Raw genomic sequence first — 15063 nt, 5'->3', positions numbered from 1 at the left:
CTTCATCATATGACGGGGCGTTGCCTGGCCTTTTCTGATTCTTTCATATGTTGCATAAAGATCAGAAAGGTCCATCTCCTCCACGAATGCGCTTACCAGGCGTACCGGATCGTCATCTGCTACTGATAGGTCTATGTCGAGCGGAAGTTTTATTTGATGATTTAAGGAAGAAAGGCTATAATTTCCTTGTAAGATTTTATTTAGTAGCATAAATATATTTTACAGCAAAGACCAGGCTTTTCGAAGCCTGGTCTTTGTGTTAATCAAGACTTTTAGCACTAAAAAGGGGCCTCGCACTAATTCTTAGTGCGACAGCCCCTTCATTTTCCGTTTTGCAGACTTCCCTTGCATAATTTCAGCTTCTAAGCACTAGGCAAACTCTTGGATCATGAGCGGAACCCTTCCGTCTTATACGTCTGGCGATGCGGTACAGTTCACGGAGCACATGACCCTCATAATATTTAATTTACTCCCCATCATAAGAGAAAACCCAAAAGCAGATGTCACTTAATATAGTAGAAACATCTACTCCACGAATCTGTCACCTGCGTCTTGGCGAATACCGCATTCTTCTGACCCATCTTCGGATGAAGCTTGTATTCTCATCATGCTCATCATCCTCCCTGACGGACACTCTACCATTTTTAATAACGACACGGTAAAGCTTCTCACACTCTGCGCACCATGCAAAACCATCTGCTATAGCTGCCTCGTGCAGAGGAATACCATCCTCCGGACAAAACGCTACCTGACAAACCTGTGGTGTTCCCTTATTCAATTGTAATTCTTCCTCCTTCATAAAAATTTTTCATACCTGTTTCCGAAAACAATGGCATTGTATCACAATACATTACGTTTGTTATTTCACGTAGTCCGAAGAGTGTCCGAAAGCCGTCCGAAGAATGTCCGAAAGAATTGTGACAATTCCGACAATTACAATAGTTGCTGACAAGCACATACACAGTTAATCTATTGGTCGTAATTTGCTTAGATCTTCCTGATTTTGTGGCAATTCTTTCCATGGGATAATTCCCTCTTCCATCTCCTCTTTCTGACGACGCAAGGCATATTTCCACATCTTTATTCCAAATAGAAGAATCCCAGTTATGCGCTTATCATAAAAATTACTTTTCTTTACACCTTCTCCTAAACCATCGTATATTTCTTTGTTGGGACGAATCTCATCATCGAAGTAGCATTGCTTGATTATCATCTTATAAACGTAACCATTCCCAACACCCCTGAAATCCAGCATTTGATCAAGAATCATATCTATCTTTTCCCTGAACCAAATCAATTTTATAAGTTCATCAATTAATGATTCCTGTTCCTCCAAGGATTCCTCAACAGGCTTTGAAAAGATATATAAAAAAAGATCCCGGCATTTTCTCTTACTTGCTGCCATCTCTTCAGGAGTCATTGGCTTTATTTCCCCTTCCGCCTTAGCTGATAAATATTTCTCTCTGTAAGTAGGTAGTAACAATTCACATAGAGCATATACCCGGTTCTCTGAAAAGCCTGACTCTCTACACATCCGTACTACTGCACGAAAATCTTCTGAATTAATCCACCTCATTATGTTGAAACCTCCTCATAAGAAAATAGCAAACAAAACCGGGCATACCAGTTTTCTGCTGATATGTCCGGTTCTACATATTACTTGATTTTTCTCTCCATAGCTCTACGATAGCGCACTAATCCATTAGCTATACTTTTACTATGTTTCTCTTCCTGATTGTCAGCCATGACTATGCCCCCTCCTCACAGTACTTAAACAAAAACTTCATGAACCCAAAAAACATACAAGGGGATGACTCCCCTTGCGTGCTTTACAGGATCCATGACGATTTAAAGGATCTTGCCATTACCATCTGCGCCATCCCAAAGCCATGGTGCCAATCTCCTCATATACTCAACTGCAATGCTGTTCTTTTCCTCAGCTGACATATGTGGTTCCAATGAAATAGCGGTTCCCATCAGCTTTATTGCATACTCATATGGCTTTATTATTGATGGCTCTTTCCTGAAAAATGGTGCCTCCGGATCATTCAGCAAGAACCTATTTAGATCCAGATTTTCTTCTCTGGCTATATTTATAAATTTCAGTGCTGCCTTTCCCGGTCCATAAGTCTTATAACCTTCATATGTATCCAGGGAAATATCTCCCCATAGCTCTGCCATCTTAAAGTCATCATATCCCCGATACTTCTGGAGAAAAAGAATGTTCTTAGCAACAGCCCGCAGGTCGTTCCGTTCTTCTTCAGTTAGTCCGTTAAATACTCTGCCCATATTTAATCTCCCTACCATAAATCTATTACAAACAGCGACTTTTGTAAGCGGTGCAAAGTTTTCTGCATCCGTACTTTTTACGGTGGAGACCTTCCCCTTTCAAACCATTTTGCGCAATAGTGATTATAAAAAAGAAGCCCAGGCCATTTCGGCACCAGACTCCTTAATACGATCTCTATGCAGTTTATACAGAAAACCAATACTGATTGGCTTAATGAAATCACTCCTTTTCAGCAGTATTATCCACCTGCTTTTATGCATTTCCTGTAGCCCTTCTTTGTGGATTCAACAACGCCCTCTAAAAAATCTCTCTCAGCAGGGGAGCAGTCCGAAAGCAGGTTTGCCATGCCTTCTCCAAGCTTATCTGTAAGCCCCGGGACATTTCCTCTTAGTATCCAGTCTGTAGTAACTCCGAAATAATCTGCCAGTCTGATCACAACTTCCACCCCAGGCAGAGCGTTTCCTGTTTCTACATTGCTCAGATGAACTGAAGTAACTGCAACAGCCTCAGCAAGCTGCTGTTGTGTCATCCCGGCCCTCTCCCGCAACTCCCGTATGCGTTTGCCAATTTTTACTCCTTCTGCGCTCATAAATGCTCCATCACCTAAACATTAAATCTCTTAAATCAAAGTTTATCGTTATCGGCATTCAGTAGGAATAAGCCGTACTTTAAACCTCTTAAACTGCTCTTTAAATTTCGTAAAAAATATTTGATATCAGATGAATGGATGAATATTTAGCGCATAAAAAAGAAGCCCAGGCCATATTGGCACCAGACTCCTGGAAATCATATCTATAAATACTGTCACATGATCAGCTGCAAAAAAGAATATATTTCAAATCCTCCTCATAGCAACTATAAATCACTGCTTGTTTTCTGCGTCCTTTTCTCTCATGGCCGTCTTAGCAGCTCGGGCAATCTTGGTTATAGCCTTCCTCTCTGCCGGATCACAATCCCCAAGTATATCCGAGAGTTCTTTTTCCTCTATCGCTCCCACGCTTGGGATATTGGTTCTGAGCAGCCAATCTGAAGATACCTGCAATGCTTCCGTAATACGCATTAGGATATCAACACCGATTGTCTTTTTCCCATTTTCAATATCACTCAGATGTGATGGAGAAACATGCACCATTTCTGCAAGTTCACGCTGACTAAGCTTATGTTCTTTTCTCTTTGCCCTTATGCGGTCACCAATACCGCTACTCTTTGCTTTCATCTTTTCTCCATTGTTTATCAGTTAACTTTATTAAAATTCTATCGCCTATAGCAGATACTAGGAATAAGCCGTAGGGCAAGTATTGCTCTCTTGACGATGAATCGCAAAAATATTTTTTCAGGAGGACATGTATGGAAATCGATTACAAATTATTGGGAGAACGTATTCAGGAGGTCAGGAAGACCAGGCATATCAAGCAGTATGGTCTTGCCGAGTCAGTTGGTGTCTCAGGTCCTTTCATGAGTCAGGTTGAAAGTGGCAAAAAGCAGCTGAGCCTCGAATCATTTATACAGATAGCAGATGCACTGGATGTTACAGCTGATACCCTTCTTGTCGGAAACCAGAAGGAACTCAACACAGAATATCAGAGCGATCTTTACAACCTGCTCAGTGACTGCAACTTATATGAGAAAAAGATCATATACGGATTGGCTTCTGAGACAAAGCGGTTACTAAAAGAGAACCGCTTTTTTAGACAATAATAATTCTACTTGCAGCTAATTATCTTTAACTGAGGGTTAACTACTTAACCTACGGCTTATTTTTTTGAACGATTTGCCGTCTATAATTATTTCTATAAGAAATAATTATAGAAAGGACTTCCATGACAACTTCCCAAAAAGCAATACATAAAGAGTCTGACAACAAAATAATCCGTGTTGCTTTCTATGACAGGAACCGCGTCACTCATGATACTCCCATTTCTGTCATAGAACTTCAGAATGCGGTCTTCCGTCATTTACTACAAGCACACCCTGAATGGAAAAATGTCGGGATTTACAGAGATATCGATGAATTAGGCAAGATGCCTGGTAATCACATGGAATATGACCGTCTTGTCAATGACTGCATAAAGGGGATGATCGACCTGGTGGTCACAAAAAGCATCTGCAAGTTCTCAAGAAGTATTGATGACTGCATAAAAAAAGTATCTGTTTTTCACTCCCTGAATCCTCCTGTTGATATTTATTTCATCAACGAGAACATCGATACAAGAAAACCTGATAATCTCGCTTTATTTATAAACATGTACTCACTGATAAATGAATCAGAAAAAAGCAGTGGAAATGCCAAAGAGCCAATAAAAACACGATATGCATCTGGAAAATATGATTCCAGCGGTACAAAAAAGAAATCTCGCATACACTCCAGACACAGTAGAAGAGGCAGGAAATGAATCTCTCTGAAGAAAGAGCAAAAACAATCGAACAACAGAAGTCCAAAATAAGGGACAGATATAAAGGTATCGACCCAGATCTTATAAAGGTCATCCCTGCGAACGAAGAATCCAGCATCTTTGATGACAGCGCACAGCTTCGCGTAGCAGTATATGCCAGGGTCAGTACCGGGGACCCCAGACAGACATCATCATATGAGCTTCAAAAAAACTATTATGAAGACTTTGTAATGCACCACCATAACTGGACTCTCGTGAACATATACGCCGACGAAGGGATCAGCGGCACATCACTAAAGCACCGGGAACAGTTCAAGCTGATGATTGAGGACTGTAAGAAAGGACTCATAGACCTGATCGTTGTAAAAAGCGTTTCACGATTTGCCAGGAACATTGTGGACTGCATAGGTCAGGTCCGTGAACTGCTAGCGCTTAATCCTCCCGTAGGTGTCTATTTTGAAACAGAGAACATCTATACAAGGAAAGATGACTCTGAATTGGCTCTGTCCTTCGTAGCAACAATGGCACAGGAAGAAAGCCACAGCAAGAGCACTGCCATGAACACTTCAATTGAGATGCGCTTCAAATACGGGATTTTCCTTACACCGAAGCTTCTTGGATACGACCACGATGAGGACGGCAATCTTGTAATAAACGAAGAAGAGGCAAAGATCGTTAAGATAATATTCTTCATGTATCTATCAGGATTTTCTTCCACCAAGATAGCGAAGACACTGACAGAACTCGGATATGAAACAAAACTCGGCAATACCCAATGGTCCCCCAGCTCCATACTTGAAATACTGCAAAATGAAAGGCACTGCGGAGACCTGATAGCAAGGAAAACATATACGCCAAACTACCTGGATCATAAGTCAAAAAAGAATGTCTTCAACCGCAACCAGTATGTCCGTGAAGATCACCATGAGCCTATAATCTCCCGGGATGATTTCCTTGCCGTTCAGGAAATGATACGAAATGCCAGGTACGGCGGCAAAGGTTTTCTCCCGGAACTACGTGTTATAGACAGTGGGACTCTAAAAGGTTTTGTTCATGTAAATCCCATATGGGCAGGCTTTAAGGCAAACGATTACATGGACGCAGCCCTTAGCGTTTTTGATGAAAATGATCTGCAGACATCAGCAAAATCCCATAAAGCTTCCAGTGGAGAATTTGATCTTAGAGGCTATGAAGTGGCCCGGAGCCAGTTCTTTAATACCGCCCGCCGCATAAATGTAACCTTTTCAGAAAAATACCTGTTCTTTTCGCTTGAAGCAATAAAAAAGCTGGATACCGACTACATAGAACTGCTTGTTAATCCCATTGAAAAGCTGCTAGTGGTACATGCAGTAAAAAAGGATGAAAAGCATGCGCTGAAATGGTCAAAGGATGAGCATAAAGGGAAAGCCAAAAAGAATATATTTGGAAAGGCATTCATCCCGACACTCTTTGAAATATTCGGTTGGAACACGGACTGCAAATACAGAGGCACAGGAACACTTGTCCAGAAGGATGATGGTGCAGTTCTCATATTTGATATGACAGAAACGGAAATGATCATTCCAAAAGGTGTGCCCATCCAGGTAAATGAAGAGAAAAAAGGCAACACGGATGAACAGGATGTTCCGGACCACGACAGCATAATTGCATATCCTGAAGCCTGGATCACAAGCTTTGGAAGCAGTTTTTACCGCATTAAGACAAGTACTCTTTTATTCTCAGACATGTCAGAGCTTGAACCTGACAATGCAGGATATCTTTACAGTAATCTCGCACCGCTGAACGTTACCAGCAGGGATTCGATAAAGGAGGCGTTAAAAGAAGTCATAAACATACCGGAGGAGGTAAGCGATGAGTGAAAACTCACAGATCAGTGAAAAAGTTAGGGGACAGATAGATATCATCGAAGATGACAGTTTCAGTTATGAAGACTTCCAGGTTGTAAGAGGGGAATTCTTCGCGCATGTTTTTGAGCCCTCGATCACATTTTCAGATTCAAAAGTATATGTGAACACAGCCTGCGTCAAGAAGCTTCCTGAAACTGATTATATCCAGATACTTATCAACAAGGAAAAGAAAAAGCTTGTAGTCAGGCCCTGCAATGAGGATGAACGCGATTCATTCAGATGGTGTTCTGCAACTGCAAAAAGATCCCCAAAGCAGGTTACATGCCGTCCTTTCTTTGCAATGCTCTGCGACGAGATGGGTTGGGATCCAAATTACAGATATAAATTCCTTGGCAAAATGATCAAATCCAAGGGAGAATCCATTTTCCTTTTTGATCTTTCTTCTCCTGAGATCTACTTAAGGGAAATCACCAATGAAGGGAAGGTCAAGAACAGCCGTAAGCCCTCTTACCCTGAACAGTGGAAGAACCAGTTCGGAATCCCGGTAAGTCAGCATGCTATTCAGACAAAACTCAATGTCTTTGACGGTTATACCGTAATAACCATCGCTGATGATACTAAGAAGAAACCAAAAAGGCAGGCACATCCTTCTAAGGAAAATGCTACGCAAAAAGAATCTCCAGTAAAAGAACCAGAATCCACCACACCACCAACTACTGTAGTTCTTGATGCACTTGGCAACAATGCTTCGCCTCCAACCATGGAAGATATCCAGGATACAGAAGACAACATGACACTAGATGATGAATCCACCAACGATGATAAGGAGCCACAATATGAGCAGATGGCATTCTCCAATGTTAGTAGTTGATTTCAAATACAACATTATACGGATACACAGATCTACACTTGACGCACTCGGCAATCCCAGATATATAGAGATCCTTGTTTCACCACGCCAGGCAAAGATAGCCATACGTGCGCAGGAAAAACAGACGATAACATCACAGAAAGTAAACCTTGAATCCCTGCTCCTCCAGAGGAGCATTCAGTTATACAGCACTGATCTTGTCAGGGAACTGCTGGCGATAAATCCCAACTGGGAAGATGAACAGATATACAGAATGGAAGGAGTGCTTATCGATTCTGAGGATATAGTCATGTTTGACGGCTCGGACTCAGAATTGATCCACAGTGACGAATATGCAGCAGCACAATAAACTCAGAATCGATCCGGATGTCTCCGTATTATTTCTGCCTCCTGACAGCTCAGGCATCAACTTAATAAGGGAAAATATCAGACTAGGCATATCTCCTGCCCCATTCCCGGTATGGAATAATATCCTTATGGACAGGATCCATGAATATAAAGAATATGCCGATGCTGGTTTCAATATAAAAACACAAACCTTCTCTTTCAGATCAAAGAATGCGATGCTTGCCAGCATATGCCAGCTCCTTGCAACTGATATTGCGGAAATGACACAGTACAAGTCCTATCTGATTGGAAAACAATATCAGTACCATAAGGCGGCTTATGATAAAGGAGAGATTGAGACCTCATGTGAGCATATAAGCCTATCTGAACTCAAAAAAAAATACAGCAAGGACATCCACCCTTTAACTGTCGATATGGTGGATCTCTATGGCATATCTTCAGCCACAATACATGAATACGCCAGATATGCATCTTCTATTGATAGGTTAAGAGAACGCTCACCTGAGCTTGTAACAGAAATCTTATCAGGCCTTGTCACTATATCTAAAAAAGCAGTATCTCATTTATGTAAGCTGGTCGATGATGATTTCACGAAAAGTCTCAAGATAATCGAAAGAGAAAAAGCAAACAAGATACATGCCACGATGCTTCCAGGATATACTCCTGTTAAAATAGATGAACCACAGCACCTTGACAACAGAATAATACCTGAAATAAAACAGATGCCAAAATTTGATCCTGATGGATATGTATCGAGCCTTAGTCTTACCATTCCATCATGGTCTGATACCATAAGACGCGTCAGGGACAGAAGCAACATGTCAGATGTTTCTCCCGGCGCGGCTAAAAAACTGATATTTCAATTGGGGATTTTAGAACGGAATATCCAGATAATACGAACAGAGTTGGAGGGAATAACAGAAGATGCAAACTGATTTAACTGCCTTTGTACCGAATGTGCATTTTGAGCAGATACCTATAAAAAACCTTGTTTCAAACCAGGACTACCAGCGCAACCTTTCTCTTAAACATGTGCAGAAAGCCGCTGCAAACTTTAATCTGTACCAGATAAATCCTGTAAAAGTCTCAAGACGTGACGGGATAAACTATGTTTTCAACGGACAGCACACTATAGAGATCGTTGCACTGGTATCTGGTTCCCGTGAAACACCTGTATGGTGCATGGTCTATGAAGATCTCGAATATGCTGAAGAAGCCGAGATTTTTGCGAACCAGATGAAGTATAACAAACCTTTGCTGCCCTATGAGATTTTTATGGCAAATATTGAAGCCGGCAGCGATGAACAGATCCTCATAAAAGATCTTGTGGAATCCTTTGACCTTGAACTCTCATCTTCAGGAGCTCCCGGTACAATCTGCGCCATCTCTACACTTGAAGAGATATTTGAAAAGCAGGGCTATGAAATGCTGAGTAGGATCCTTGGCCTCATCATTGCCACCTGGGAAGGTGCTCCTATGTCCTTAAGTTCCAATATCTTAAAGGGCGTATCAAGGTTTCTTGCTGCCTACGGGGATGAAGTCCGTGATGAAGCCTTTAAAGAAAAACTTAGCCAGATATCTATAAAAGAACTCACCCGCACTGCAAAGGACAGGCGTGCAGGGTCTCTTGGCTATGCTGAAGCACTTGTACTTGCCTATAACAATAGAAAATCCAATGGTGTTATCAAAATGGAAAAACTCTATGCTAAGAAAAAGAAAGCTACTGAAAAAGAAGAGGAAACTGCCTGAGTAATAACAGTTCTGCGGGAGAGATTTTTTCAAACTCTCTCCCAAACAGATACTCATAGATTTTTTATCCTTGTGTTCAGAAGAGCTGTCTGTCATCACCCCATTCCTTAAGGATTACCTCGAAAAAAGCAACAGCGGTGAGCAGTAAGCCCACCGCCACTGTTTTTCATAGGTTATATTGATTTAGCAAATTCTCGAATCTCATTCATCTTTGCTTCGGATTTGTTCTTATCGCCATTCGCAGTAATAATGCCTATTGCAAACATCACATACCTGAAGCCATATCTCACACCTCCTTAGTGTGTAAAAAATACCCGGCTCCATAGAACCAAGTGTTTGTGTTAACTCATTTTGGATTTATGAATGTTTGTTGTTATTGCAAGTTTTTTGCATAGAGTATACACTTTCCCATAATAAATGTACACTACCCATGCTGTCCGATAAAATTCACACTACAATATTACTCCCACATTACTCCCACACCTTCATTACAAGAAACGGACTCTATCACAAATTAGCATAATGTGATATCACAGTTCGCTTTATATTTATTCATTTCTTGTATGTATCAGAGCTCTTATTATGAAAATCTCAGTAAATGTTATACTTTTTTCTATACATCTGAACCTGTTGGCATAATACGTACCCGTTTTAAACTTTCTTTTTGGCCGCTTCCATTTGAAGGCACATCATCTGTGCAATAACATTTATCATCCTTTATCTTCGCTTTTTCCAACTCAAATTTGAGATAATCATTCATGCGCTCATCGCTAAATTTCAATGATGAAAATTCTTCAATCATCTCATTAAAATGCTTGGAACGTCTCATTATATCAGCTTTTAATAGTTTTAAGCTTTCGTTACCAGAGCGCCTAAAGCTGATATCATCCGAATAGTAGTCATCAGAGCTGTTATCTATCATACAATTTATTAAAGGAAGTGCTAGATTTCTACAGCTTATAGCATTTCGCTTATCTTTTTTATCATCACAAACCCAGGCACAATGAAGAATTGCATAAAAAGCTTCCTGTTTATTCCCCTCTTCCATAGCTATAAGGTAATATCTATAAAACCTTTTGGCTAAAAAGGATCTGAAAAAGTGGCCATCACACCACCGATAACTCATGGACTTAAGTAACTCTCTTGAAATATCGTGTTTTTTTGAGATATCGCTAGAAACATATTTACACCTTGGACATTCCTGTATCCATAAATCCATAGTACTCCTATACATTTCGGCAGGTCTTGTATCTAAATCTGGTCCTCCATCACTATTTGTACTTGTAAGCACATCGAATTCACTTGTTTTACCACAAACAGCACACTTACATTCTAAACTTCGAAATGTTGTCATAAATGAGTACCTTTCTTATTTTCATATTCCCAATGGCCAGATTTTATTTGTCAATTCATCTCGTTTATCAGTATCGGAGCGCTCTTCCATATATATCTCTTTACCCAAAAACTTAATTTGTATGGTTTCAAGATCAAGTATCACCTCAGCTCCATTTTTATAACCATAATCAATTAAATACATGATGCCATCATCAGTAAACTCAACATCTCTCACATAATAAGAATTGCCTTCTCCAGATAGTACATCGTCTACTCCTGCTAAACTAACAGCACCATTTTCATCGACTGCCCATTGTGACTCCCATCCACTACCAGTCCAGGTATATAATTCGCAATTCCATGCAACTGGTCCAGCTGTCGATTCTGTGATATGAGTAATAAGAATCTCATCAACATTATCATTATCAAAATCGTGGAATGAAATAAGTTCTCCCTCGTTAGGTACTATGGTATAAGGTGCAGAAACAAAACTAATACCGTTACCAAATTCAAAGCTATATATGCAACCATCTCCAGTGTGACCTATGACTCTAGAGATAGAGTCAGTCGTCCCATCTCCGTCAAGGTCGATATCTTTATAATTATCAGGAAAAACTTCACCAAGATCTATGGCACCCTCTTTAGAATAGTCTGCGTTTTGATTTACAGTACAATTAAATAATGCATCTGAAATACTCTGATCTTTGCAGAAATTGTAAACTTCGGTAGGTTTATATGAACCTATAGCTGCAGGAATCTTTTCTTCAAGATCTGACTCATTTTCATACATCTCTTTGCCTAAAGTAGCTTCCTTAGTTGATTCTTCTATATTTTCTTTATGCTCTGTTGAATTTTCTCCTTCTTCAGTAGGACTCATTGGCTTCATATAAATATTTTTTTTATAAATATCTATTCCCAATATGATCCCCAGCACAAGTACAACACATATAACAAAACTTATTATTATCTTTTTCAGTCCATATTTCATAGCAATTCTCCAAATATCCAGAACATTTTATATCAATACTAAGTACTATTTATATAGTATAAAATCATCTTACTTTAGGCAAATAATGTTATAGTCTTATAAAAATATATAGTCAAAAAGGATGCAATCCATCTGACTACATCCTTCATAAATATAAATTATCATATAATAAGTAAAGTTTTTGCTGCAAAATACATTTCAGAAACGTTGCGCCCATTTAGAGCAAGAGGTCTGAGTTCCGCCTCTTTTAAGTGCTCCATCATTAACAGCTGAACATTTTGCTTTTTCGTTATCATCAAAATCTACCATTCTGTTTATAGTATCTGATTTTTGTTTACCACACCAATTTTTGCAGGTACCACAATATTTAGAACTATACGATTTTCTCATGGTAGTTTACCTCCTTAGTTAAAAATCAAGTTACAAATATATGGTACATCAAAACTTGTTATCCATATCTAAAATAACAATAAAGTTTTGTTTATCACAAAAGAAAGATGCCCCAATTACTATTATGTTTTAAGCAGAAGGTACATCTTTTATTTACTCACTCTCGTTCAGAATTGAGTTTATAAATATCTGAATGAAGCATAATCAAAACATTGGCTTCAATTACTTTTTGCATCGCCTTTTTTTGACTATCCCATATGGGACATTCTATCTCATTATAATTTAAATGCTTACCCTCATTGTTCCACCCGCATAAAAAAACCATTATCATATTTGCCACTCTCAATTGTATAAAAACCCAAATTAGTATAATTATCGGAATAGAACATATGAATGCGATAGCACAAAGGTTCGTACTTAGGCGTAGGCAAACCTACACTAATAAGATTTATGTCCGAATTCCACCTCAAAAAATCCACTTCAAAATCAGATTCACGATACGGATTGGGACGATTCTCATTTCTTGCTACCAAACATGACATATCATAAAGAGCATTTCTGCGCTTTATTACATCAGTAAACAGCTTAGTGTTTGAAAAAAATTGATCTCTCAAATATTGATGTTCAAAGAAGTAGCGAGCCTCTCCCCATTCTGAAACATAATAAGGCGGATGTTTAATATTTAAATCAGACTTCTGGAATGTCTGTCCTTTATTCCTCCGTTTTAAAAAATCGAATAATCCCACACTAACCCCTTCCCTATGCTGTAATCAGTACGAACTCAAAACACAAAAATGAATGTAAAAATATGCTTTCTCGTTTATTATTATATTACAACTGCCATGCTTTAGTAATATAATATATATATCGCCTTTGATAAGTTGTCACACAACCGCAGCATAGATACTATTATTCAGCAAAAAATGGAAGGATTATCATCTAATGACCCTAGGAATAGACCTCTCTTCAGATATTATTTCATATTCATTTTTTCAAAATAATGCAATCAAGACATATTATATAAAGGAAAGTATCGGATTCAGAACAAATAATGTCTTCAACAATAAATCAACCCTGCTTCCTTTAATTAAAGGGATCAAAAATACTGCAGAAAAAATGCTTAATTCAACTGTTGATAAAGCTGTTTATTCTGTTCCTGAATATTGTACAAATTTTCAGTATGGTTTATTGCGAGATGTATCTATATTAACAGGAATTGCCCCATTAAGAATTATGAATAGTAATTCAAGCATTGCTTTATCAATCTGCGAAGAAATTTGCTTTGATCCCTTAACATATAATAACGATTGTTTCATTAATTTAGTGTGTAGTATTTATTCTAATTATGCGGAATTATCTGCTTTTATATACATCGATAACGTTCTTGAAATGCTTGGAACAACTACTATACTTATAAATTCAATAATTTCAGAAAAAGATGAGATAAAGCTAAAGGATAGAATAGGCTCCGAGCTTCACCAATTTGACAATGATCTTAATATTCATAAAATGATCGACAGTAGATCATTTCTATTTTTGAATAATTCGGGGGGCAATGATGCAATATCAAAATTATTTACAGCAGCTTTTCAAACTATATTTTGTATTAAACGATTAAATATTTCTTCTTCAGCTTCTAAAGGTGCGATTATTAGAGCAAATCATGTTGAAGGTATTATTGCTGCAACATTAATAATGTCGACTCAAAACAAGGCCATATCTGCTTGTTTAGGTGAAAATGGTGAGCACAAAAAATTAGTAGATTATTATACCCATCTTCCAACCAAACGTGCTGATTGCTTATTAGTATCTACAGAACCAGAACTATTTATCTATGAAGGCAATTATATAAACCGTAAATACGACACGATTATTGGTGAATTTAGTATTCCTGAAAATTTTGAAGGTCACCAAATTTGGGTCACAGTAGATATAGACATTGATATGCGCATTAAGGTTTCTGTGAGCGATGATTCTCAGAATATCATCATCCCCTATACATTATTGTAACAACCCAAAGCTACTTTCTCATAAAAAGACCAACGTACTAATTAGCGGCTTGCAATTCATACATACAACCTCTCTTGCTATTATTTAGTACGTTGTTCTAATACAAAATAAAGAATAGTAGCTCTCATGGATTACACCTTTTACATGGAGAGTACCCCTTTTCCCTTATCTTCAACAGAATATGCTTCTATCTGTACCCCATCGCACAATAGATTATCTCCGAAAAAGATCGGAGTCACCCTATACATGACGTGATAGTTTGTTTTCTCAATATATGATTTAACCTGATTTTCATATGGTAGCATACCCTCTACATTCATGTATCTCGTGCCCGTAATAAGATTTTTTTTCGTTGGCATTTTCGCCAGTTAACTGAAAGCCTATCATATGGCATCTATTGTACAAATAAGGTGGATCTGAATCCACAATATCCGGATACTTGTTCTGATTCCACCCTATAGGCTTAATCATTCCTATTGAGCCTCTTTCCTCAGTTGGCATCAAATCCATTCCGATACAAGCCATCGCTATTGTACATCTACCAAGATTATCAAGGTCACCATACTTTTCATATGAAACAGTTGTAATATCTTCATTATTGAACATAGGTTTGTTATTGTTTATTTCCACCGAAGCACTTCCAGAATAAGCGCCTACCACATCATCTTCAATAGATGCATATGCATTAAAAACATTTGTTTTATAAAACCATACCAATGCCAAAACAGATAATAGCAAAAGGCAAATAACTTTTTGTAAACTTTTTATGTTTCTTTTTGTTATGCATATAAAGTCTCCATAAAAAACAGAGTCTCTTCAAGAGGCTCTGTTCTAATTACTAA

Annotated in this window: 17 protein-coding genes and 2 pseudogenes; 8 read left to right on the top strand and 11 right to left on the bottom strand. The window is 38.5% G+C overall.

Annotated elements, in window-relative coordinates; translation table 11 throughout:
• From G602_RS31215 to G602_RS0104185, 6 genes and pseudogenes are all read right to left on the bottom strand, one after another.
• Window positions 1-210, bottom strand: a pseudogene (locus tag G602_RS31215) (IS5/IS1182 family transposase); the annotation flags it as partial.
• Window positions 211-541: 331 nt separating this feature from the next.
• A complete protein-coding gene (locus G602_RS0104210) occupies window positions 542-778 on the bottom strand; it encodes a hypothetical protein (RefSeq protein WP_026657832.1) in 237 nt (78 codons plus the stop codon).
• 186 nt (window positions 779-964) lie between these two features.
• Complete coding sequence (locus tag G602_RS0104205) at window positions 965-1576, bottom strand: hypothetical protein (protein WP_026657831.1); 612 nt, start codon at window positions 1574-1576, stop codon at window positions 965-967.
• Between the two features lie 272 nt (window positions 1577-1848).
• Window positions 1849-2289: a hypothetical protein gene (locus G602_RS0104195; RefSeq protein WP_026657830.1), complete on the bottom strand. Its 441-nt coding sequence runs from the start codon at window positions 2287-2289 to the stop codon at window positions 1849-1851.
• 239 nt (window positions 2290-2528) lie between these two features.
• The gene (locus G602_RS25115; RefSeq protein WP_081675826.1) at window positions 2529-2879 is read right to left on the bottom strand and encodes a helix-turn-helix domain-containing protein; all 351 of its coding nucleotides are present in this window, start codon (window positions 2877-2879) and stop codon (window positions 2529-2531) included.
• A gap of 273 nt (window positions 2880-3152) precedes the next feature.
• On the bottom strand, window positions 3153-3506 hold the full coding sequence (locus tag G602_RS0104185) for a helix-turn-helix domain-containing protein (RefSeq protein WP_026657829.1): 354 nt from the start codon (window positions 3504-3506) through the stop codon (window positions 3153-3155).
• 131 nt (window positions 3507-3637) lie between these two features.
• On the opposite strand from G602_RS0104185, the gene G602_RS25110 reads away from it, so the two are divergent.
• From G602_RS25110 to G602_RS25095, 7 genes are all read left to right on the top strand, one after another.
• Complete coding sequence (locus tag G602_RS25110; RefSeq protein WP_044930974.1) at window positions 3638-3988, top strand: helix-turn-helix domain-containing protein; 351 nt, start codon at window positions 3638-3640, stop codon at window positions 3986-3988.
• 122 nt (window positions 3989-4110) lie between these two features.
• The gene (locus G602_RS0104175; protein WP_026657827.1) at window positions 4111-4683 is read left to right on the top strand and encodes a recombinase family protein; all 573 of its coding nucleotides are present in this window, start codon (window positions 4111-4113) and stop codon (window positions 4681-4683) included.
• Window positions 4680-6542, top strand: a complete 1863-nt coding sequence (locus tag G602_RS0104170; RefSeq protein ID WP_026657826.1) for a recombinase family protein — start codon at window positions 4680-4682, stop codon at window positions 6540-6542. The genes G602_RS0104175 and G602_RS0104170 overlap by 4 nt, the downstream gene beginning before the upstream one ends.
• On the top strand, window positions 6535-7401 hold the full coding sequence (locus tag G602_RS25105) for an integrase (protein ID WP_196808584.1): 867 nt from the start codon (window positions 6535-6537) through the stop codon (window positions 7399-7401). The genes G602_RS0104170 and G602_RS25105 overlap by 8 nt, the downstream gene beginning before the upstream one ends.
• A complete protein-coding gene (locus G602_RS25100; RefSeq protein WP_155829678.1) occupies window positions 7367-7750 on the top strand; it encodes a hypothetical protein in 384 nt (127 codons plus the stop codon). The genes G602_RS25105 and G602_RS25100 overlap by 35 nt, the downstream gene beginning before the upstream one ends.
• Window positions 7734-8684, top strand: coding sequence for a hypothetical protein (locus G602_RS0104155; RefSeq protein WP_026657825.1), 951 nt, complete (start codon window positions 7734-7736; stop codon window positions 8682-8684). The genes G602_RS25100 and G602_RS0104155 overlap by 17 nt, the downstream gene beginning before the upstream one ends.
• Entirely contained in the window at window positions 8674-9498 is an 825-nt protein-coding gene (locus G602_RS25095; RefSeq protein ID WP_044930973.1) for a DUF6551 family protein, read from the top strand. The genes G602_RS0104155 and G602_RS25095 overlap by 11 nt, the downstream gene beginning before the upstream one ends.
• 613 nt (window positions 9499-10111) lie before the next feature.
• Here the strand turns inward: G602_RS25095 and G602_RS0104140 are convergent.
• From G602_RS0104140 to G602_RS0104120, 4 genes are all read right to left on the bottom strand, one after another.
• Entirely contained in the window at window positions 10112-10852 is a 741-nt protein-coding gene (locus G602_RS0104140; RefSeq protein WP_026657824.1) for a hypothetical protein, read from the bottom strand.
• A gap of 21 nt (window positions 10853-10873) precedes the next feature.
• On the bottom strand, window positions 10874-11821 hold the full coding sequence (locus G602_RS0104135) for a hypothetical protein (RefSeq protein WP_026657823.1): 948 nt from the start codon (window positions 11819-11821) through the stop codon (window positions 10874-10876).
• 198 nt (window positions 11822-12019) lie between these two features.
• Entirely contained in the window at window positions 12020-12211 is a 192-nt protein-coding gene (locus G602_RS0104130) for a hypothetical protein (protein ID WP_026657822.1), read from the bottom strand.
• A 296-nt stretch (window positions 12212-12507) separates the two neighbouring features.
• The gene (locus G602_RS0104120; RefSeq protein WP_026657820.1) at window positions 12508-12957 is read right to left on the bottom strand and encodes a hypothetical protein; all 450 of its coding nucleotides are present in this window, start codon (window positions 12955-12957) and stop codon (window positions 12508-12510) included.
• Window positions 12958-13153: 196 nt separating this feature from the next.
• On the opposite strand from G602_RS0104120, the gene G602_RS0104115 reads away from it, so the two are divergent.
• Window positions 13154-14221: an Hsp70 family protein gene (locus tag G602_RS0104115; protein WP_026657819.1), complete on the top strand. Its 1068-nt coding sequence runs from the start codon at window positions 13154-13156 to the stop codon at window positions 14219-14221.
• Between the two features lie 149 nt (window positions 14222-14370).
• Here G602_RS0104115 and G602_RS31830 read toward each other — a convergent pair.
• Window positions 14371-14875, bottom strand: a pseudogene (locus G602_RS31830) (DNA/RNA non-specific endonuclease); the annotation flags it as partial.
• Window positions 14876-15063 lie beyond the last annotated feature (188 nt).

It is taken from the genome of Butyrivibrio sp. AC2005 (genome assembly GCF_000424145.1).
In the GTDB taxonomy this organism is placed as follows: Bacteria; Bacillota; Clostridia; order Lachnospirales; family Lachnospiraceae; genus Butyrivibrio.
Note: the sequence above shows the minus strand (reverse complement) of the source record. Positions and strands in the feature narration are given on the sequence as shown.

Coding starts and splice junctions, on each gene's coding strand:
- G602_RS0104155 (WP_026657825.1), top strand. CDS start 7,734: ATGCAGCAGCACAATAAACTCAGAATCGATCCGGATGTCTCCGTATTA.
- G602_RS0104205 (WP_026657831.1), bottom strand. CDS start 1,576: ATGAGGTGGATTAATTCAGAAGATTTTCGTGCAGTAGTACGGATGTGT.
- G602_RS25095 (WP_044930973.1), top strand. CDS start 8,674: ATGCAAACTGATTTAACTGCCTTTGTACCGAATGTGCATTTTGAGCAG.
- G602_RS0104140 (WP_026657824.1), bottom strand. CDS start 10,852: ATGACAACATTTCGAAGTTTAGAATGTAAGTGTGCTGTTTGTGGTAAA.
- G602_RS25115 (WP_081675826.1), bottom strand. CDS start 2,879: ATGAGCGCAGAAGGAGTAAAAATTGGCAAACGCATACGGGAGTTGCGG.
- G602_RS0104115 (WP_026657819.1), top strand. CDS start 13,154: ATGACCCTAGGAATAGACCTCTCTTCAGATATTATTTCATATTCATTT.
- G602_RS0104185 (WP_026657829.1), bottom strand. CDS start 3,506: ATGAAAGCAAAGAGTAGCGGTATTGGTGACCGCATAAGGGCAAAGAGA.
- G602_RS0104175 (WP_026657827.1), top strand. CDS start 4,111: ATGACAACTTCCCAAAAAGCAATACATAAAGAGTCTGACAACAAAATA.
- G602_RS25110 (WP_044930974.1), top strand. CDS start 3,638: ATGGAAATCGATTACAAATTATTGGGAGAACGTATTCAGGAGGTCAGG.
- G602_RS25105 (WP_196808584.1), top strand. CDS start 6,535: ATGAGTGAAAACTCACAGATCAGTGAAAAAGTTAGGGGACAGATAGAT.
- G602_RS0104135 (WP_026657823.1), bottom strand. CDS start 11,821: ATGAAATATGGACTGAAAAAGATAATAATAAGTTTTGTTATATGTGTT.
- G602_RS25100 (WP_155829678.1), top strand. CDS start 7,367: ATGAGCAGATGGCATTCTCCAATGTTAGTAGTTGATTTCAAATACAAC.
- G602_RS0104195 (WP_026657830.1), bottom strand. CDS start 2,289: ATGGGCAGAGTATTTAACGGACTAACTGAAGAAGAACGGAACGACCTG.
- G602_RS0104170 (WP_026657826.1), top strand. CDS start 4,680: ATGAATCTCTCTGAAGAAAGAGCAAAAACAATCGAACAACAGAAGTCC.
- G602_RS0104130 (WP_026657822.1), bottom strand. CDS start 12,211: ATGAGAAAATCGTATAGTTCTAAATATTGTGGTACCTGCAAAAATTGG.